20 protein-coding genes are annotated in these 20,157 nt (G+C 35.7%); all 20 read left to right on the top strand.

Going from position 1 to position 20,157, the window contains the following annotated elements; translation table 11 throughout:
- The 20 genes from BM350_RS17280 to tsaA all read left to right on the top strand — a co-directional run bounded on the left by BM350_RS17280 (position 1) and on the right by tsaA (position 20,009).
- A complete protein-coding gene (locus BM350_RS17280; protein ID WP_090917069.1) occupies positions 1–207 on the top strand; it encodes an NETI motif-containing protein in 207 nt (68 codons plus the stop codon).
- A gap of 525 nt (positions 208–732) precedes the next feature.
- Positions 733–924, top strand: a complete 192-nt coding sequence (locus tag BM350_RS17275) for a DUF378 domain-containing protein (protein WP_090917139.1) — start codon at positions 733–735, stop codon at positions 922–924.
- Between the two features lie 214 nt (positions 925–1,138).
- A complete protein-coding gene (serC, locus tag BM350_RS17270) occupies positions 1,139–2,221 on the top strand; it encodes a 3-phosphoserine/phosphohydroxythreonine transaminase (RefSeq protein ID WP_090917071.1) in 1,083 nt (360 codons plus the stop codon).
- A gap of 12 nt (positions 2,222–2,233) precedes the next feature.
- Positions 2,234–3,406, top strand: a complete 1,173-nt coding sequence (locus BM350_RS17265; protein WP_090917073.1) for a 3-phosphoglycerate dehydrogenase family protein — start codon at positions 2,234–2,236, stop codon at positions 3,404–3,406.
- Positions 3,407–3,493: 87 nt separating this feature from the next.
- Complete coding sequence (locus BM350_RS17260) at positions 3,494–4,741, top strand: DUF1015 domain-containing protein (protein ID WP_090917075.1); 1,248 nt, start codon at positions 3,494–3,496, stop codon at positions 4,739–4,741.
- 90 nt (positions 4,742–4,831) lie between these two features.
- Positions 4,832–5,509 (top strand): response regulator transcription factor, encoded by a 678-nt coding sequence (locus tag BM350_RS17255; RefSeq protein ID WP_090917141.1) that lies wholly within the window; start codon positions 4,832–4,834, stop codon positions 5,507–5,509.
- A 1-nt stretch (position 5,510) separates the two neighbouring features.
- The gene (locus tag BM350_RS17250) at positions 5,511–6,902 is read left to right on the top strand and encodes a sensor histidine kinase (protein ID WP_090917077.1); all 1,392 of its coding nucleotides are present in this window, start codon (positions 5,511–5,513) and stop codon (positions 6,900–6,902) included.
- Positions 6,903–7,271: 369 nt separating this feature from the next.
- On the top strand, positions 7,272–9,554 hold the full coding sequence (locus tag BM350_RS17245; protein ID WP_090917079.1) for an AAA domain-containing protein: 2,283 nt from the start codon (positions 7,272–7,274) through the stop codon (positions 9,552–9,554).
- A gap of 146 nt (positions 9,555–9,700) precedes the next feature.
- On the top strand, positions 9,701–9,970 hold the full coding sequence (locus tag BM350_RS17240; RefSeq protein WP_090917081.1) for a DUF1292 domain-containing protein: 270 nt from the start codon (positions 9,701–9,703) through the stop codon (positions 9,968–9,970).
- 103 nt (positions 9,971–10,073) lie between these two features.
- Positions 10,074–10,952: a GNAT family N-acetyltransferase gene (locus tag BM350_RS17235; protein WP_170857734.1), complete on the top strand. Its 879-nt coding sequence runs from the start codon at positions 10,074–10,076 to the stop codon at positions 10,950–10,952.
- A 109-nt stretch (positions 10,953–11,061) separates the two neighbouring features.
- Positions 11,062–11,640 carry a GNAT family N-acetyltransferase gene (locus tag BM350_RS17230; protein WP_090917084.1) on the top strand — a complete coding sequence of 193 codons (579 nt, stop codon included), beginning with the start codon at positions 11,062–11,064 and terminating at the stop codon, positions 11,638–11,640.
- 12 nt (positions 11,641–11,652) lie between these two features.
- Positions 11,653–12,150 carry a GNAT family N-acetyltransferase gene (locus BM350_RS17225; RefSeq protein WP_090917086.1) on the top strand — a complete coding sequence of 166 codons (498 nt, stop codon included), beginning with the start codon at positions 11,653–11,655 and terminating at the stop codon, positions 12,148–12,150.
- 503 nt (positions 12,151–12,653) lie between these two features.
- Entirely contained in the window at positions 12,654–13,283 is a 630-nt protein-coding gene (locus BM350_RS17220) for a YdcF family protein (protein ID WP_090917087.1), read from the top strand.
- Positions 13,284–13,624: 341 nt separating this feature from the next.
- Positions 13,625–14,749, top strand: coding sequence for an RNA-guided endonuclease InsQ/TnpB family protein (locus BM350_RS17215; RefSeq protein WP_090948280.1), 1,125 nt, complete (start codon positions 13,625–13,627; stop codon positions 14,747–14,749).
- Positions 14,750–14,938: 189 nt separating this feature from the next.
- On the top strand, positions 14,939–16,093 hold the full coding sequence (locus BM350_RS17210; RefSeq protein WP_090917091.1) for an acyl-CoA dehydrogenase family protein: 1,155 nt from the start codon (positions 14,939–14,941) through the stop codon (positions 16,091–16,093).
- A 60-nt stretch (positions 16,094–16,153) separates the two neighbouring features.
- A complete protein-coding gene (locus BM350_RS17205) occupies positions 16,154–16,831 on the top strand; it encodes a copper homeostasis protein CutC (protein WP_090917093.1) in 678 nt (225 codons plus the stop codon).
- A gap of 221 nt (positions 16,832–17,052) precedes the next feature.
- The gene (gene lepB, locus BM350_RS17200) at positions 17,053–17,595 is read left to right on the top strand and encodes a signal peptidase I (RefSeq protein ID WP_090917095.1); all 543 of its coding nucleotides are present in this window, start codon (positions 17,053–17,055) and stop codon (positions 17,593–17,595) included.
- Between the two features lie 185 nt (positions 17,596–17,780).
- Positions 17,781–18,521 (top strand): NAD-dependent protein deacylase, encoded by a 741-nt coding sequence (locus tag BM350_RS17195; protein WP_139207699.1) that lies wholly within the window; start codon positions 17,781–17,783, stop codon positions 18,519–18,521.
- Between the two features lie 107 nt (positions 18,522–18,628).
- A complete protein-coding gene (locus BM350_RS17190; protein ID WP_090917099.1) occupies positions 18,629–19,222 on the top strand; it encodes a kinase in 594 nt (197 codons plus the stop codon).
- Between the two features lie 325 nt (positions 19,223–19,547).
- Positions 19,548–20,009 carry a tRNA (N6-threonylcarbamoyladenosine(37)-N6)-methyltransferase TrmO gene (gene tsaA, locus BM350_RS17185; RefSeq protein ID WP_090917101.1) on the top strand — a complete coding sequence of 154 codons (462 nt, stop codon included), beginning with the start codon at positions 19,548–19,550 and terminating at the stop codon, positions 20,007–20,009.
- Positions 20,010–20,157: the final 148 nt, after the last annotated feature.

The following is a 20,157-nucleotide window of genomic DNA, read 5'->3' as shown; positions in this document are numbered from 1 at the left end:
ATGACAAAGCAATTAAAAAAGAAGAAATTTGAAGTATTACCAGATGAAACAATTGCACAGTGCCTCGAAAGAATGGAAAAGGAAGGGTATGCACCGTCCCGCCGCATGGAAGAGCCTATTTTTCATGAAGTGAAAAGAGATGGAAAAACGGTTGTAGAACCCTGTGGACGAAAAATAATATTTGAAGGAAAGATAAAAACGGTATAATATGCAACGCTATATATACAAGATAAAACCCCTTTCTTTTTAAGGGGGGACGAGAGCATCTAGCCGCGCATAGAAACGATCAGGGCCATTGCTTGCCACATGCAATGTTTAAAACAAAAGGAGAAAGCAAGTAGCGGTCATGTTGTATTCTGCATAGCAGCGACTTATAAAGAAAAGCGCAGCCGACTGTTTAGGCCTGCTGGCTAAGGTTCTTTCGCACAGAAGGTGTTTTTTACCTAAGGTTCTTAGACATGAGGGCCTAGAAGGCAGAGCTAGACAAAGATGTCGAAAAATGAAAATGGATATATAGTTTGCATGGTTTTTTATCGGAAAGTTGGCAAGCCCACCCACTTTAAGATTCGAAGGAGATAAGTGGCGGGAGTGTTCATTTCATACGAAGAAGGTATGAATACTTTTTTAAAGAGAAAAAATAAAAATAAAAATAAAAATGGGAAAATTCAAGGATTCCATGCATATAATATAGCGAAAGGCCTTTCACCATTTTTCACCAAGGGGGCAATCATAATGAAATTTTTGTCGTACCTTACAGCAATTCTGGTGATTATTGGCGGTTTAAACTGGTTATTTGTTGCGCTAGATTTTAATCTAGTGGAAAAACTTTTTGGTTCTGTACCGGCACTTGTTGATACCGTTTATTGGCTTATTGGTCTTTCTGCACTATATCAAATTTACGACCGTTTTTTTGCAAGTAGTTAGCAATTATACAATTATTATTTTAAGTGTTAAGCAGACGTGCTTAACACTTTTTTGTATTAATACGAAAGGAAAGAGCTTCATAAAAACTGCTCATGAGAACGGTTCCAATGCTTCTTAGAATAAAATGGAGAAAACAATTTGACCGAGTATTTTATATGAGTTATAATTCAGAAAGTTTTAAAATTTATAAATATAAAAGAAAGAGGGGAATAAGATGCATCGAGTATACAATTTTTCAGCGGGGCCATCTACACTTCCTATTCCTGTTTTAGGGCAAGTACAAAAAGAATTATTGAACTATCAGGAAACAGGCATGTCTATAATGGAAATGAGTCACAGATCTACAACTTTTCAGGATATTATAGACGAAACGAAAAGTCTACTGTGCGAATTAATGAATATCCCTGAAAATTATGAAGTACTTTTTATACAAGGAGGCGCATCTTTACAATTCTCCATGATTCCACTAAATTTAATGCACCGATATAAACAAGCCGCATATGTACATACAGGTTCCTGGTCAAAGAAAGCAATTCAAGAAGCAGAAAAAATCGGAACGGTTTCAGTTGCTGCATCTTCTGAGAATGACCGATTTACATCTATTCCAGAAATAAATCGTACACTTCTCTCTCAAGAAATAGATTATATGCATATTACAACGAATAATACAATTGAAGGTACACGTTATGTAAACATTCCCGAGACAGGAGAAATCCCACTTGTTGCTGATATGTCCTCAAATATTTTATCTGAAAAGTATGATGTAGCAAAGTTCGGTCTTATTTATGCTGGAGCACAGAAAAATTTAGGACCTGCAGGGTTAACGATTGTCATCGTTCGTAAAGATTTAATTGGTGCTGCGCATTCTTCTTGCCCGGTTATGTTAAACTATGAAACTTACAGTAAACATAATTCACTTTATAATACGCCACCAGCTTTCAGTATTTATGTAACAAAGCTAGTTTTACAGTGGCTGAAAGAGCAAGGAGGCGTGCAGGAAATTGAAAAAAGAAATTACAAAAAAGCAGCAATTCTATACAACTTTTTAGATGAATCAAGCGTGTTCACTTCACCAGTACATACTACATATCGATCTTTAATGAATATTCCATTTACAACGTCTTCTAATGAACGAAATGCATTGTTTCTTCAAGAAGCGAAAAAGCATGGTCTTGAAGAATTAAAAGGGCATCGCTCAGTTGGCGGCATGCGTGCTAGTATTTATAACGCAATGCCAGTGGAAGGCGTACAAACGCTTGTGAATTTCATGTATGCATTTGAAAAGAAGTACAAATAAGGGGATGAGAAAATGTTTCATATTCAAACGTTGAATCAAATTGCTGAAAAAGGAATTGCTGCGTTTTCAAAAGAGAGATATAGAATAGGAGAAACAACCAAGAATCCTGATGGTATTTTATTACGAAGCTACTCATTGCATCACGAGGAGTTTTCAAGTGATTTAAAAGCAATTGCAAGAGCGGGGGCAGGTGTAAATAATATACCAGTGGAACGGTGTACAGAGAAAGGGATTGTTGTTTTTAATACACCAGGGGCTAATGCAAATGCTGTAAAAGAACTTGTACTTGCAAGTTTAATTATGTCATCTCGTAATGTTGTAGACGGTATTGTATGGACAAAAGAGTTGCAAGGTGAAGAAGTGCCGCAACTTGTCGAGAAAGGGAAAAAGCAATATGTTGGTTCAGAGATTTCCTCGAAACGTCTTGGGATTATTGGACTAGGTGCAATTGGTGCTCTTGTTGCAAATGATGCCTTATCATTAGGAATGGACGTCGTTGGTTATGATCCATATGTTTCTGTTGAAACAGCTTGGCGATTATCTAGACAAGTGCAGCGAGCGTTTAGTTTAGAAGAAGTTTTTGCAACGTGCGATTATATTACCTTGCATGTTCCATTAGTAGAACAAACGCGAGGTCTTATAAATGAACATGCATTTCAAGTGATGAAAAAAGGAGTTCGTGTTTTAAATTTTTCTCGTGGAGAGCTTGTTGACGAAGATGCATTAGAACGAGCGCTTCATATGGGGGTTGTGAAGCATTATATAACAGATTTTCCAAACGAGCGTGTGTTGCAAATGAAAAATGTGATTGCAACGCCGCATCTTGGGGCATCTACATACGAATCAGAGGAAAATTGTGCGGTTATGGCTGCCCGGCAATTGCGAAGCTTTTTAGAAACGGGTAATATCCGCAATTCAGTTAATTATCCAAATGTAGAATTGCCGTATATCGGCAAGAACCGAATTACAATTGCGCATCAAAATATTCCAAACATGGTTGGACAAATTACGGCATGCTTGGCAGAGCATCATATTAATATTGCAGATATGATTAACCGTAGTAAGGGCTCTTTTGCATATACAATAATTGATATTGATAATGGCATAGATGATATTATTAAAGAAGATGTTGTGGAAAATATTAGAGACATTTCAGGTGTCGTAGCAGTACGAATGATTGTATAAAGTGAATTTTCCATCAGTAGGGAATTCATCCCCTGTTGATGGGAATCGAGCTTACTACCCGTTAATATAGATAAGGAGGAGATTTCAGTGGCAACAATTAAACCATTTCGGGCAATTCGTCCTATACAAGAGCGTGCAAAAGAAGTAGCTGCTCTTCCATATGATGTACTCAATAGTACGGAAGCAAGAGAAATTGCGAAAGATAATCCGTATTCGTTTTTGCATATTGACAAGGCAGAAATTGACTTAGATCCATCTGTTTCTCTATACGATAATGCGGTATATGAGAAAGCGAAGGGAAATTTACAATATTTGATCGAAGAGAGTGTGCTTATACAAGAAGACCGACCATGTTTTTACATTTATGAACTTACGATGGATGGTCGTTCTCAAACTGGACTTGTTGTTTGTACATCAATTGATGAATATATAAACGACACAATTAAGAAACATGAGCGGACAAGAGCTGAAAAAGAAAAAGATCGTATCCGTCATGTTGATGTCTGTAATGCTCATACAGGGCCTATTTTTGTAACATATCGCGGGAACAATGAAATTGTAAATGTAATCGCGAATTGGAAAATAACGCATAGCCCTGTTTATGACTTTACAGCAGATGATACAATTGGACATAAAGCGTGGATTATTCATGAAGAAAGAGTTATCGCTACATTAATCGAATTGTTTGAGGACATACCTTCTTTATATATTGCTGATGGCCATCATCGCTCTGCATCGGCTGTGAAAGTTGGAATGATGCGCCGCGAAGCGCATGCAGACTATACAGGTGAAGAAGAGTTTAATTACTTTTTATCTGTACTTTTTCCGAAAGAGGAATTATCAATTTGGGATTACAATCGCATTGTAAAAGATATAAATGGGTTATCAGAAGCACAATTTTTACAAGCGATATCTCAAGCTTTTTATGTAGAAAAAGCAGAAGTAGCACCTTTTAAACCGACAGAGCGTCATACGTTTGGAATGTATTTGAATAAAGTATGGTATAAATTGACTGTAAAAGAAGATAGGGTTGATGAAAAGGATGTCGTAAATAGATTAGATGTATCAATTTTACAAGATCAATTATTGCATACCATTTTACAAATTGATGATCCAGGTACAAATGACAGAATTGATTTTGTTGGAGGAATACGAGGACTGAAAGCGTTAGAGAGAATGGTTGATGAGGAAGGCTGGGCCGTTGCTTTTTCAATGTATCCAACAACAATGGAAGATTTATTAGCTATTGCAGATGCAGGGGAAGTAATGCCACCAAAATCAACATGGTTTGAACCAAAACTTCGCAGCGGTTTATTTATTCATTCGTTGGAATAGAAGAGGGAGCAAATTGCTTTCTCTTTTTTTCTTGCATATTATGTACCTATCTTATAATGTATAGTCGTACTGACTGAAGGAAAGGGTTTGATATATATGATACATATTTTGTTAGCTGATGATGATTTACATATAAGAGAGCTCCTTCGTTATCACCTCCAAAAAGAAGGATATACAGTGTGGGAAGCTGAAGATGGAAAAGCAGCACAGTCTATATTAGAGAAAGAAACGATTCATTTAGCAATTGTTGACATCATGATGCCGCATGTAGATGGTTACACACTTTGTGAAGAAATTAGAAAATATCATGATATACCAGTTATTATGTTAACAGCAAAAGATCAGTTAGTAGATAAGGAGAAGGGCTTTTCCGTCGGGACAGATGATTATATTGTAAAGCCATTTGAACCTGCTGAAGTATTATTTCGAATGAAAGCATTATTACGCCGTTATCAAATGCTAAGTGCAGATGTCATTCAATTGCATGGAACGACAATCGATCGAAAAAGCTATGAAGTACGTTGCCAGGAACAAACCATTTTGTTACCGTTAAAAGAATTTGAGTTGTTATCACAGCTAGCGAGTTACCCAGGGCGGATTTTTTCTCGTGAAGAATTAATTGAACTTGTGTGGGGAGTTGATTTTTCAGGAGATGAGCGCACTGTAGATGTCCATATTAAGCGATTACGTGATCGTTTTTCGAAACGAACAGATGATTTTCAAATTAAGACGGTGCGTGGTCTTGGATATAAATTGGAGTTGAAATAAAATGAGATCATTATATTCACGATTTGTTATCATTTCGATTGTCATTATGTTAGTTAGTAGTACGATTGGGTTTTTATTATCAAATGTGTATTATCATCTTTATTTAAAACCATATAACAGTGAAAAGATTTTAAAATACGCACAAGAAGTAAAACATTTATATGAGCAGTCCGATGAACAAAATCGAGAAGAGTATTTGCAATCTATTTCTAATCTTGGTTTTGAAATTTATGTGGTAGATGATCAAAAACAAGGAAAACGATATGGAAATGCATTTCGAAAAATTAACGTGAGTGACGAAACGATAGAGAGTGTATTAAAGGGTCATACATACAACGGTATTTCGACGTATCCTACAAGGTTATTTATAACAGGTTTTTTTGATAATGAACTCTTAAATAGTATTGGGATTCCAATTCAACATGATGGAAAGCAATATGCTCTCTTTATTCGCCCAGATATTCAGCAGCAATTTGGTGAAATGCGTATTTTCTTTGCTGTATTATTATGTTTAATGGTCGGATTAAGTATTATTTGTATTGCAATTGCAGCACGGTTTATTGTACGTCCTATTCAGCTTTTTACAAGTGCAACTAAAAAAATTGCAAATGGAGAGTATGAAGTAGCTCTGCCAGAATATCGAAAAGATGAAATCGGAACACTGGCTGTCAGCTTTCGGAAAATGGCAAAAAGCCTAAAGGATTTAGATCGGATGCGACAAGAGTTTGTTTCCAACGTTTCTCATGAATTTCAATCTCCACTTTCATCAATTCAAGGGTTTTCGAAGACGTTACAAACAAATGAAATGAGTGAACCGGAGCGTAAGCGTTATTTGAAAATAATTGAATCAGAAAGTAGACGTATGTCTACTTTGTGTAAACAATTATTAACGCTTGCATCTCTTGATAAAGAAGAGAGGGTTTTAGATAAGAAAACATTTGATGTTGGGAAGCAAATAAGAGATGTTATTTTTATGTTAGAGTGGCAATGGCGTGAGAAAGATGTCGCAATTGAATTAGATGTTCCAAGTATACAAGTGCACGGAGATGAAAATTTGCTCCATCAAGTGTGGACAAATTTACTGACGAATAGTATTAAATTCACAGAAAGTGGCGGGACCATTTCATTTTATGGAGAAGAGAAAGAAACGGAATTGTATCTCGCGATTTCTGACACAGGGCTCGGTATGAGCGAAGATGAGATTGACAAGATTTTTGACCGATTCTACAAAGTGGATGAGGCGCGAAATAGAACAATCGAAGGCAGTGGACTGGGGCTTTCGATTGTGAAAAAAATTATTGATCTTCATGAAGGAAGTATTACTGTACACAGTGTAAAAGGCGAAGGCACTACGTTTACAATTTATCTTCCGAAAATAACTAGTAATGTTTAAAGTATATACGAGTTGGAAATGTCATAAAAACCCATCTCTTTTTAGGGGGACGAGAGCATCTGGCTGTGCATAGAAGCGGTCAGGGCCTTTTCCTGCCACATGCGAGGTTTAAAACAAAGGGAGAAAGCAAGTGCAAATTATGTTTTATTTTGTATAGCAGCGACTTAGATGTTAAAAAATTTAATAGAAAGCTTGTACAAAAAGGAGTGATAAAACGAAAAACCGCAGTAAAATTTTGCTGCGGTTTTTTATATTCTATTTCAAAAAACGCAATATACTTCCCGTCAGGAAGCATTTCACTTTTAATCAAGCTATAGATGTATGGTATAGTGAAAAAGTATGTTTGCAGTAGAGGAAGGAGACTTAAACATGATTACATCTGCGCAAACTCCTTCATTAACAGAAACGATGAAAGAGTGGCATGAAGCGTTAACATATGAAATTAAACATTGGAAGACAGTTGGTGGAAGCAAATTATCCATTATAAATGGAAGATTTTTATATACGGACTATGAAAGTAGTGTCTATGTATTTCAGCTTATTTCTGAGGTGAGTTTACCAGACGGAACACCGATTCGAATTGAATTTGACGGTGAGGAAGCGACAGGGGAAGTACTATCTGTTCAAGGATTGGACATTGAAGTCAAACTTAATTGTTATATGCAGCAACATATACAGGAAGCGGTGTTATATAGTGAGCCGTGGCAGCTGTTAGAACAATTGCAAGAACGTTTAAAGGAAGTAAGGAAAGATAAACAAAAGCGTCAGCGTGTGAAACGGTTATTACAAGGAACTAGTGAACCAAAACATATTGTGAAAATGAAAACAGTGAAAAATGAACTTGCATACCGCGCTTTTTACAATGCAACAACGTACGTCTGGGGACCGCCGGGAACCGGAAAATCATACAATTTATCGCGCATTATTGCAACTCATTATCAAAGTGGAAAATCCGTTCTTGTATTAGCACATAGTAATGCAGCGGTTGATGTATTAATGGGCGAAGTAACAAAGCAAATTGAGAAAAAAGAGAAGTGGATACCGGGAGATGTGATTCGGTATGGTTTTAGTCAAAATGAACAAATTCGCAATCATGAAACGTTATTAACTACGCGATTAGTTGAATCAACAAATGAAGAATGGGAAGAAGAGAGGCTCTATTTAGAAGAATTAAGACAAGAATTAAGGCAAAAAATTCTTTCTTATAAAGCGACTTCTGCTGAAAAGAGAAAAATGCAGGAAATAGAAGGAGATCTTCGCAAGCAAAAAGCAAAAGTGAAAGAAGTTGAAAAAGAGTATATTGAAAATGCAAAAGTAATTGGGGCAACATTATCGAAATGTGCAATCGATTCGCTTGTTTACGAAAGAACGTTTGATCTTGTGGTTGTCGATGAAGTAAGTATGGCATATGTTCCGCAAATTGCCTTAGCAGCTTCTTTAGGAAAGCGTATTGTTGTGTGCGGGGACTTTCTACAATTACCGCCAATTGCTTTATCAAATCATGAGCTTGTGAATAAGTGGTTAAAAGAAGATATGTTTTATCATGCGGGAATAGTAGAAGTGGTAAATGAACGTAAAAAGCATCCGAATTTATACATGCTGCAAGAGCAGCGGCGTATGCATCCACATATTTCAAGCTTTACGAACGAATTTATTTATAAAAACGAAGTGTTCGATCATCCTTCTGTTATAGAGCGAGATAAAATAGCGATTTTACAGCCCTTCATGAAAGAAGCAGCGGTTTTACTAGATACAAGTAATATGGGCGCTTATTCATTAAAAGACGTAGCATCAAGTTCACGTTATAATATTTTTTCTGGATTAATAGCGATGCAGCTTACGCTAATTGGCTTAATGGATGGAATACCGTCAATTGGTATTGTAACACCATACCGTGCTCAGTCGCGCTTTTTATCAACGTGCATAAGGGAATTTCTTCAAAAAACAAAGTTCAAAAATGCGCCGGTACTAGCGGCAACCGTTCATAAATTTCAAGGATCTGAGCGTGATATGATTTTGTTCGATACAGTTGATAGCTATCCGCAAGAACGACCGGGTGTGCTCTTTTTTGATCAAAAAAACCACCGTCTCGTTAACGTTGCAGTTACGAGGGCGAGAGGGAAATTTATTCAACTATCAGATTGTCAATATATGAGGCGAAATCTTTCGCGAAAACAAGCTTTATCTCATTTAACGTCTCATATACAAAGGCAAGGAGATGTGTATGATCGTACAACATTGAGGGCGATTTTAGAGCGGAAGATTACGAAAAGATTGCGGTGGTTTGTACAAACAAGCAAAGAAGAAACGAAAGTATTATTAAAAGATATGATCTCAGCGAAAAAGAAAATCATTGTATCTATTCCTAATTCAAGTCGTATAGATAAAAGAGTATGGCAAGTATTAGCGCGTGCAGAAGCGTCGGTAATGATCTATACAGAAGGTCAAGTTCCGATAAAAAACGTACAAGTACATCGTCAAAATAAAGTGATGCCATTTGTTATTATCGATGACGATATCATGTGGGTAGGTGCCCCGTTAACATCTCAGATGATCTTTGATGGTAGTCCAGAATTTCCATATATAACAGCAAGACTACAAGCTCCGCAAACAATTGGAGTACTAAAAGGGTTTTTAGATATAAAAATATAGAGTTTTCTTCAAAATGGATTTTTACGCTGAAGCAGCAAGAAATTGTTGTTCTTTGCGCATTAATTGGATTTTTTATGGAAAGATATACTAGTAAGTATACGATTTGAACGTTCTATTTTTTAGAGTATAACAGGAGGAGAATGAATATGTCGGAAATTGAAGTAGGCGAAATTTTTACCCTTAGCGATGAGAGTAATGAGGAGCAGGAAGTTGAAGTGCTCGGAACGATGAATGTCGAAGGAGCAGAATACATTGCTGTTGCCTTTGTAGAAGATATTCAAACGGAAACAGAGGAAGACATTGATATCTTCTTTTTAAAAGTAGAAGAGGATAGTGAATTCTCATACATTGAGAGTGACGAGGAATTTGAAAAAGTATCTGCTGCATTTGAGAAAATTATGGATGAGCAAGAATAATATTGATTGGACACAAGAGGCGGATGCACATCTGTCCTCTGTTGTTGTATATAGGAAATTAATCAAAGGTAACCTCAGACAAAAGTGTCTGGGGTTATTTTGTTTGAAAATAGGTAGTGAAGGTATGATTTCGAATCTGTCGAATAAATGTAATGAGGTGAAAGAAATGGAATTGTTAACAGAAATAGATGAAAGTTGTAAAGAAGAAATACGATGTTGTTTATACACAGAAGAGATGTTTCAAACATTAGCGATTCAAGGTTTGGAAAATGAACAACTTGGAGAATGGTATGTGGAGAAGGATGACAATGAAATAACTAGCATTTTGTATATAAAAGATGAAGGGAATACATATTTTACTACATTTTGGGTAAAAGGAAAAAACAAACTTGAAGTTATCGCAAAACAGATTGAGTGTTTGAAAAGAAACTCTATACTTCTTGCTGGAAAGAGTGAATATGTAGAAAGTATTTTCAAGTATTTAGGGATAAAGAAAGACATTAGTAGAGATATTCATTATGTATATAGTCAGAAGCTTACCAAGGATACAGATGTTTCAATAGTTAGAAAAGCAATTCATAATGAATATGACATATCGTTCATTCATAAATTTTTCATTCACTTTTTTCAGCCGAGTAATGAAGAACAGTTGCAGCGTTTGATCAATAAAGAAAAAATAAGCAATGATATTGAGAAAGGGATTTTTTTTGTTATGCATGACAATGTGCCAATCGGAATGGGGAGATATGGAAGTTATACAAAGAATTACATTGAATTCACAACATTTTATGTTGAAGAAAAATTTCGTGGGCAAAAATGTGGAAAAATATTATTGTCTCATATGATTTTGGATTGCTTGAATTGTGGTAAAATCCCTATTTTACAAACATCTTCTAATAATATATCAGCTAGAAGTTTGTACGAAAAACTTGGTTTCAAGGAAGTAACAGACTATAGTTTTACATTTATCCCGCTAAAATAGCGTTTCAAAATACATGACCCCCTATAAGTATTTCTAGCTTGATGTTTTTGAAAATTTATACAATTAATATTATTATATAATAGAGATGGAAAGAAAAGGGGACTGTTTTATGGAATTTATATATAATCGAGCAAAATTGCAATTATTATCTATAAATGATGTAGGACCATTGTATGCCATTATTGAAAAACACCCAGATATTTGGACATATTTAATAGCGAAAATGGATTGCTTAGAAGATATGGAAAGATTAGTTGAAGAGTCAATAGAAAAGTATAAAAGGGGAGTTGACATTCCATTTACTGTAATTGATCAAACGACAAATGAGGTTGTAGGAACGACGCGGCTATACAACATATCAAATGATTGCAAAACAACCGAGCTTGGACATACTTGGTACAGTCCAAGTGTTCAACGTACAAGTGTAAATACAGAGTGCAAATATATGACGCTTCGCTATGCATTTGAAGAGCTAGGAATGTTGCGTGTACAAATTAAAACAGATGCTCGCAATGAAAGGTCTCAGCGAGCAATCGAAAGGCTAGGGGCAGTAAAAGAGGGAGTAATGCGAAATGAACGGCTACTTCCAAATGGATATGTGAGGGATGCAGTTGTTTATAGTATTATCTCATCAGATTGGCCAAGTGTAAAAGAACGATTAGAAAATAAATTAATGTGTTATAGGTAGAGGGGGATAAAGTTGCCGTATATAGAAACAGAGCGTTTAAAAATGATTTCTTTCACATTAGAATTAGTAGAGGCTACTATAAAAGGAAATGAGGAGCTTTCGAAAATAATTCCTTATAAAATTTCTAAGCAATGGCCTATGCCTGATTATGCGGAAATTTTACCGTGGAAAGCAGAGCAGCTACAAGAAAAACCGGAAAGTAGTAGGTGGAGTGGTCTTATTATTCATAAAGAGGATCATACAATTATTGGTGATATGGGCTGCAAAGGTGGTCCAGATGTAAATGGGATTGTTGAAATAGGCTATAGTATTGTCCCGGATTATCAAGGAAAAGGATATGCTACAGAGATGGTAAAAGGCCTTGTGCAGTGGTTATTAAATCAACAAAATGTGACGACGATTAAAGCGGAATGTCTAACAAGTAATATTGCTTCTGCAAGGGTTTTAGAAAAATCTGGTTTTTGTTGTGTGCTACAGGAAGAGTATATGAAATATTGGATTTTAAAATAATAGTTTAACAGAAATGTCTCCTAGCATGTTAGGGGGCATTTTTTCTTACAAAACGATTACGTATTTTATATACTTTTGTTTCATGATTCCATTCTGCAGAAAAATTCGCTACAATATAGAGGTTAAGAATTTGAGAGAAATATAAATTGTTACTGTAAATAGACTACTTATATATAAGTTAAAAGAACGACATAAAAGCCTCTTTCCTTTTAGGGGAGACGAGAGCAGCTGGCTGTGCATAGAAGCGGTCAGGGCCTTTTCCTGCCACGTGCGAGTAGCGGTCATGTTATGTTTTGTATAGCAGCAACTTAGATGGCGAAAAAATGAAATGAATATATATCAGTGTGAAATATAAAAATCTCTTTTTTATTTCAACCTCTTTTATAGAACTGCTAATAAGGAAACTACCTTCTTTCAAATGAATTCAAATAACAAATTAACCAATTATTCAATTAAATGAATTTTTGTATAAAGTATGTATGAAATACGGGGGCTATCAGTTTATGAAGAAAAAAAGAAGTATTAAAATCAGGTTGGTGCAGGCACTCTTATTCATACTTGGTTCTATTATTGTATTTGTGAGCTATGCGGCGTATGATATTTGGCATTATCGTTCTAAGACAGATCAAGTTGATACAGATGCGGCAATTGTGTTAGGGGCTGCTTCTTGGAATGGGAAACCGTCACCAGTACTTCGCGAGAGAATTAATCATGCCATTTCTCTCTATCAAAATGGAAGTGTTAAAAAAATTATTTTTACAGGTGGTACGAAATTTGAAGCAGAATTAGAAGAGGCGCGTACGTCAAAAATATATGCATTAAAGCATGGTGTGAGAGATGAAGACATTTTAATTGAAACGGAATCGCGCTTTACAGAAGAAAATTTGAAAAATGCTCTGCAGATTGGACAAGAACATGGCTTACAAACGTATACAATTGTAAGCGATCCGCTTCATATGAAACGAGCGATGCGAATCGCTAAGCATCTCGGTATGAATGCATATTCTTCACCAACACCAACGTCTGCTTACCGTAGTCTAGACACAGAGTTACCGTTCTTTTTTAAAGAATTGTGTTCTTATATTGGTTATGTTGCATCCTTACCTGTCCGGTTTGTGAAGGGGGATGGATAAGTGAGATTTCCTAATCTATTAGGAAATCTTTTTTTGTTTAAAGCATTGTTTTTCTGTCGGAATAGTGCAACAATTGTGGTGTAGATTAATATGTTTAACATATTTCCAAAAGAATTCCCCTTCCTCAAGGAATGAGAAGAGCGAAGCCTAATGAGTAGGGAGGGAATGAATTTTGGTTGGCGTAAGCCAAAGGAATGAAAAAGGAATTTCCTCAAATCAGATAGAATGTATGTAAAGAATGCTTTTAGTCTCAAAGTTATTGTTTATAGACCGTGGGCGGTACACCATTAGAAATTCTAAAACAATACATCGAAACACAAGGACAAAACGAATAGGAGGTGATGACAATGTTGTTGAATCAAAAATATGAAATCTTTCCAACAGAAGCACAAAAAGAAATATTAGATCGTTGGTTGCAATATTGTCGTCAAACCTACAATTCTGCCTTGCTAGACAAAGAACGGAAATATCAGCAAAACAAAGAAAATTACGATCGTTATGATATGCAAAGACAACTTACATTGGACAAGAAGGCATATCCTTTCCTAAAAGAAATGCCTTCTCAGCCTTTGCAAGAAGTTTTTTCACGTCTGAAAAAAGCCTTTGATCATTTTTTTCGTAAAGATGCAAAGTATCCAAAACAGAAAAAGTATAACGACTACAATAGTATGACGTTTCCGCAATTTGGATTCAAAAGAAACGGAAAGCATCGTTATGCGATGTCTTTTTCTGATCACGGTAAGTTATACAATAAAAAATTGGGAGAAATAGATATCCTAATCCACAGACCACTCAAAGGAACAATCAAGCAACTGATTCTCAAACGTCAAGGGAAAAGATGGTACGCTATTTTCTGTGTCGAAAGACAAGTGGTACCATCTGATATCGATACCAATCGTGCGATAGGAATTGACGTGGGATTACATAAGTATGCCGCTCTTTCTAATGGTTCAGAGTTTGAAAACCCTAGATTTCTCCGTGAAAAAGAAAAACAATTACAGAAAGCAGGGCGGAAACTTTCTAAGAAGAAAAAAGGTTCCGCTAACTTCACAAAACAGGCTGAGCGTGTTCGCAAGCTACATGAAAAAGTAGTGAATCAGCGCAGAGATTTTCTTCATAAACTCAGTTACAATCTTGCGAAAGAGTATTCCGTTATCGCTGTAGAAAATCTGAACATTCGTAACATGGTTAGAAATAGAAAATTATCGAAATCTATTTCTGATGCAGGGTGGGGAATGTTTCGAAACATGCTTGCTTACAAATGTGAAAGTCATGGCGGTGTACTCATCAAAGTAGAACCAAAATATACTTCACAAGACTGTTCTGTTTGTGGGAATCGTGTGAAAAAGTCTCTCTCTATTCGTACTCACATATGTATAAAGTGTGGAACAGTGTTAGATAGAGACTATAATGCGAGCCGGAACATCTTACAAAAAGGATTAGAAGAATTGCTTATCACAAACTAAAGTCTACAAACTGTAGGGCAAGGTTATGTCCGAACAGTATAATCTACGCCTGTGGAGACTGTGTAAGACGCAGTGGGTCCCCCCACTACGCAATGGTCTATGAGAAACAGGAAGCCCCTTCTTCAATCAGGCCATAAGGTGGATAAGGAGGGGTTATTCACGAAAAAGAATGTGTAAAGGGCTGATGAAATGGATTTTGTAAGAACGAAAGAGCAACAAGAGCGACTTAGTGAATTACAACCATATATCACTCTATTTTCAAAGAGAGAACAGCAGTTGGATAAATTGTATTCATTTCCTTTTGAAAATATAGAAGATTTAAAAGAAATTGAGTATACATCATGGACAGTTCCAAAGGACGAAGGCGGTTTAGGAATGTCCTTATATGATTTTTTACTATTTCAAGAGTATATTGCACAGGGCGATGGTGCAACGGCATTATGTATGGGATGGCACCTTGGAATTATATATGAGCTTTCTGAAAATCGTTTATGGGATAAGGAAATGTTTTCTTGGCTTTGTGAGAAGGTGAAGGACGGAGCGCTTGTAAACCGAGCAGCAACAGAACGAAATACGGGAAGTCCGACAAGAGGAGGAAAGCCAGAGACAACAGCAGTGAAAAATGGAGATATGTGGATTATTTCAGGCAGAAAAACATTTACAACGATGGCACCGGTATTAGATTATTTTCTTGTTTCCGCATCTATAGAAGGAACGGAAGAAATAGGAGAATTTCTTGTTCCGCGTACTACAGAAGGTGTCTCCATTGAAGAAACGTGGGATAGTGTAGCTATGCGTGGTACAGCAAGTCATGATTTAATTTTAGAACAAGTAGCAGTTCCATATAAATATTTTGTTGAGAAAATTTCTCCGCGTAGTATAGAAAAGAGAAGAGGATGGCTTCTGCACATTCCGGCTTGTTATCTTGGAATTGCCCTAGCTGCACGCCAGTATGCTCTACAGTTTGCAGCAACGTATCAACCAAATAGCTTGAAAGCACCAATAGCGATGCTACCAAATGTGCAAAGATTAATAGGAGAAATAGAATTAGAAATCATGCAAGCTCGTTCTTTTTTATATAGCGTTGCAAAGCGATATGAAGAAGAACAAATACAGAGTTTGCAAGCAGAGATGGCTGCGGTGAAGTATGTTGTGACAAACGCAGCGATTTCTATTGTTGATAAGGCGATGCGTATCGTCGGAGCAAGGAGCTTATCTGAAAAAAATCCATTACACCGTTATTACTTACATGTACGCGCTGGACTTCATAATCCTCCAATGGATGATGTGACAATTTCGCTACTAGCACAGCATGCTTTGCAAGATTTTGATGTTAAAAAATAGGTACAATTCTTTCTTTTCGTATATAATTAAAATAGAAAATGTACGAAAAGGAGTTAATAAATGCTAGAAGTCATCGCAACATGTTTAGAAGATGCCAAACGGATTGAACGTGGCGGTGGGAAACGGATAGAATTGATTACAGCATTTACAGAAGGTGGTCTTACACCAAGCTATGCGTTAATAAAAAATGTGATAACTGCTGTTTCTATTCCAGTGCATGTAATGATTCGTCCGCATGCCAAGTCTTTCATATATTCTAATGAAGAAATAGGATTAATGAGAGAAGATATTCGAGTGGCAAAAGAGCTTGGTGCAACTGGTGTTGTATTAGGTGTTTTAAATGAAGAGAATGAAATTGATGAAGAAAATTTAGCAAAATTATTAGAAGTAGTAGAGGGAATGAATGTGACGTTTCATCGTGCAATTGATGAAATGGAAGATTTAGTGAAAGCCGTTAAAATATTGCGGAAGTTTAAAGAGGTCACGCATATTTTAACATCTGGCGGACAAGGAAAAATAGAAGATAACATTTCGGTCTTACGCCATATGCACGAGGCAAGTGAAGGGCAAATAGAAATGATCGTTGGTAGTGGTGTGACGAAAGAGAATGTACAACAATTACTACATAAGACAGGGATTACACAAGCTCACGTTGGTACAGCGGTGAGAGAAGAAAAATCGTGCTTTGGTAAAGTTGTTGTTCAAACTGTACGAGAAATCGCAAAAATGACTATATAAGTTCATTTTAATGTTTAGACATATAAGTCGCTACTATGCAGGATACATCATGACCTGCACTTGCTTGCTCTCTTTGTTTGAAAACCTCGTATGTTGCAGGAAAAGGCCCTGATCGCTTCTATGCACGGCCAGTTGCTCTCGTCCTCCCGTAAAAAAAGAAAGGGGTTTATGTCGTTTTTTAAACTTATATACATATAGTTATTAAAGGAGATAGTGAATATATGAAAAAAAGTGAGATTATGTCATGGGTTAAAAGTATTGCTTTAGCTTTAATTATTGCATTTGTTTGTCGAGCATTTTTATTTACACCATCGCTTGTCCAAGGTGAATCGATGATGCCAACTTTAGAGAATAATGAGAGAATGGTTGTAAATAAGATAGGATTTAGCCTACAAGGGTTAGATCGTTTTGAGATTATTGTTTTTCACGGAAATGAAGGGCATGACTTAGTAAAACGAGTAATTGGGTTACCAGGAGATACAATAGAGTACAAACATGATATTTTATATGTAAATGGTAAAGCAATGGATGAGCCGTATTTAGATGAATTTAAAAAGCAATTATCTGGAGAGATGTTAACTCCTGATTTTACGTTAGAAGGACTAACTGGCGAGAAAACTGTTCCGAAAGGTTCTGTATTTGTACTAGGGGATAATCGTCAAGTATCTAAGGATAGCCGACGATTTGGTTTTGTTTCTGAAAAGCAAATTGTAGGAAAAGGTTCGGCAGTATTTTGGCCATTACAGCACGCTAGAGCGTTATAATAATTTTTGAAAGAAGGAATCAAAACTCATTTGCTGTTTTGATTCCTTCTTTTATTTTCATTAGAACAAACGAATGTGCAATTGATATTTATATAGTAGACGGGATAACTTATTAAGGAAAAATTTCCAAGTTATTGCGTATGCCTGTTATAATGAAAGAAGAATGATACATAGAGGTGAATGTTGTGCAGCATTATGGAGAAGCGTGTTCTATTATTAACAATGCTAAGAAGATTACAGTGTTAACCGGAGCAGGTGCAAGTACAGAGAGTGGAATTCCAGACTTTCGATCAGCAAACGGTTTGTACGCAGATGCAAATGTAGAAATGTATTTATCAAGAGGATATTATAACCGAAATCCGAAAGAATTTTGGAAACATTATAAAGCAATTTTTCAAATTGATACATTCCATCAATATAAACCAAATAAAGGACATACGTTTCTTGCGCAGTTAGAGCAGACGGGAAAAGATATTGTAGTGTTAACACAAAATATTGATGGACTTCATCAATTGAGCGGGAGTACACATGTCATTGACTTACATGGTACGCTTCAATCTGCTCATTGTCCGAAGTGCCGTGCAAAATATAACTTACAATATATGATTGAACATGAAGTACCGCGCTGTGAAAAGTGTAATTTCATTTTGAATCCTGATGTTGTGTTATACGGAGATACATTGCCGCAATTTCAAATGGCAGTTGAAAGGTTGTATGAAACGGATGTATTACTTGTGATGGGAACGTCATTGAAAGTACAGCCTGTGGCATCCTTTCCGCAAATAGCAAAACGAGAAATAGGAGCAACAACAATACTTGTTAATAATGAACAAACAGGACAAGAGCAATATTTTGATTATGCGTTTCATGAAACAATTGGTGAATTTATAAATGGAATTTTAGCAGGTAAAGATAGGACAGAGTAATTGTACGGAAACTAAAATTGTTAAGGCATATAGCTTATATGTTTGAATCTCGTTAAAATTTCATTGTAGCTACTAAAAAAGAGATTTGTTTCAAAGGGGAGAGTAGTATGGGGGAGAATGAAAAAACATTACTGAAAATAATTGAGAATATCAGCGTGGGCAGTCGGTTTATTTTAGGAATAGATGGCTTAAGCCGTTCTGGTAAAACAACACTCGTGAAAAAACTTAGTCATAAAATGAAAGAAAAGAAGATCTCGTTTCATGTCTTTCACATAGATGATTATATTGTAGAGCGTGAAAAACGTTACAATACTGGGAATGAGGAATGGTATGAGTATTACAACTTACAATGGGATACGGATTGGTTAAGTCGCAATTTTTTCGGTAAACTGAAATCCGCTAACCATCTTATTCTTCCTGTTTATGATGATGAATCTAATACACATAGTCAGCAGGAAGTTCAACTTTCTAATCCCTCTGTTATTATAGTAGAAGGTGTTTTTCTGCAGCGGAAAGAGTGGAGAAGCTTCTATGATTATGTTGTATATCTAGATTGTCCGAGAAGTAAGAGATTTCTTCGTGAAAGTGAAGATACACAAAAGAACATTACAAAATTTGAGAATAGATATTGGAAAGCTGAAGAGTTTTATGTAAACACAGAAGCTCCTGACAAAAATGCAGATTTGGTTCTAAAAGGATAAAATAACACAAACAACGCATTTCGTTTTTTCATGCGTTGTTTGTGCTGTGTTTTGAAATTCAATAATCTATATAAGAAGCATTGTTTTAAGTAAAAAATTAAAATAACTTATGACAACAGAAATTATGTAAGGAAGATGATTTGAGTTTAATAAGTATATCCTCTTTGGTAAGATGATGCGACTTATTGATGGAAAGGATTTTCTAGTAAGCACTTATTTTAGTGGATTATTAGTAAAACTTATTAAACTAATTAAAAAAGAAAAAATTTTTTTATAGTTAAATGTCTTATATAATTAAAAAAAAGAAATTTTTGGAGGGGTTTATATGGAAATTATAATGAATCCAGTTGCATACGTTCATAATTCTCGTAAAGAAATGAAAGATGATAATTGGGGTAGTGTTGTGTCAGAAGTCGAACTAACTGATGAATTAAATGAATCTGCATTACAAGGAATAGAAGATTTTTCACACTTAGAAATAATTTTTTACTTTGACAAAGTATCTGATGATAAAATTCAGTATGAAGCAAGGCATCCGAGAAATAATCTTAACTTTCCGAAAGTCGGAATTTTTTCACAGAGAGGAAAAAATAGACCGAATAAATTGGGTGTAACTACAGTTGAATTAATAGAGCATACTGGCAAGAAATTAGTGGTGAAAGGATTAGATGCAATAGATGGAACACCTATCATTGATATTAAACCTGTAATGAAGGAGTTTCTTCCAAAGAATGAAATTAGACAAGCAAATTGGTCTATCGATTTAATGAAAGATTATTGGAAATAATTTGATAGATAGAAGGTCTATCGATACTATAACCTTTGAACAAGGATTCGTTCAGATAAAAAAAGGTTAGCCAACACCATTGTGTTGGCTAACCTTTATCACTTATTAACAGATAGTAGGAGCCGATAATCAGCAGGGGATGAAGAAT

Source organism: Bacillus sp. 103mf (genome assembly GCF_900116295.1).
Taxonomy (GTDB): Bacteria; Bacillota; Bacilli; order Bacillales; family Bacillaceae_G; genus Bacillus_A; species Bacillus_A bruguierae.
Note: the sequence above shows the minus strand (reverse complement) of the source record. Positions and strands in the feature narration are given on the sequence as shown.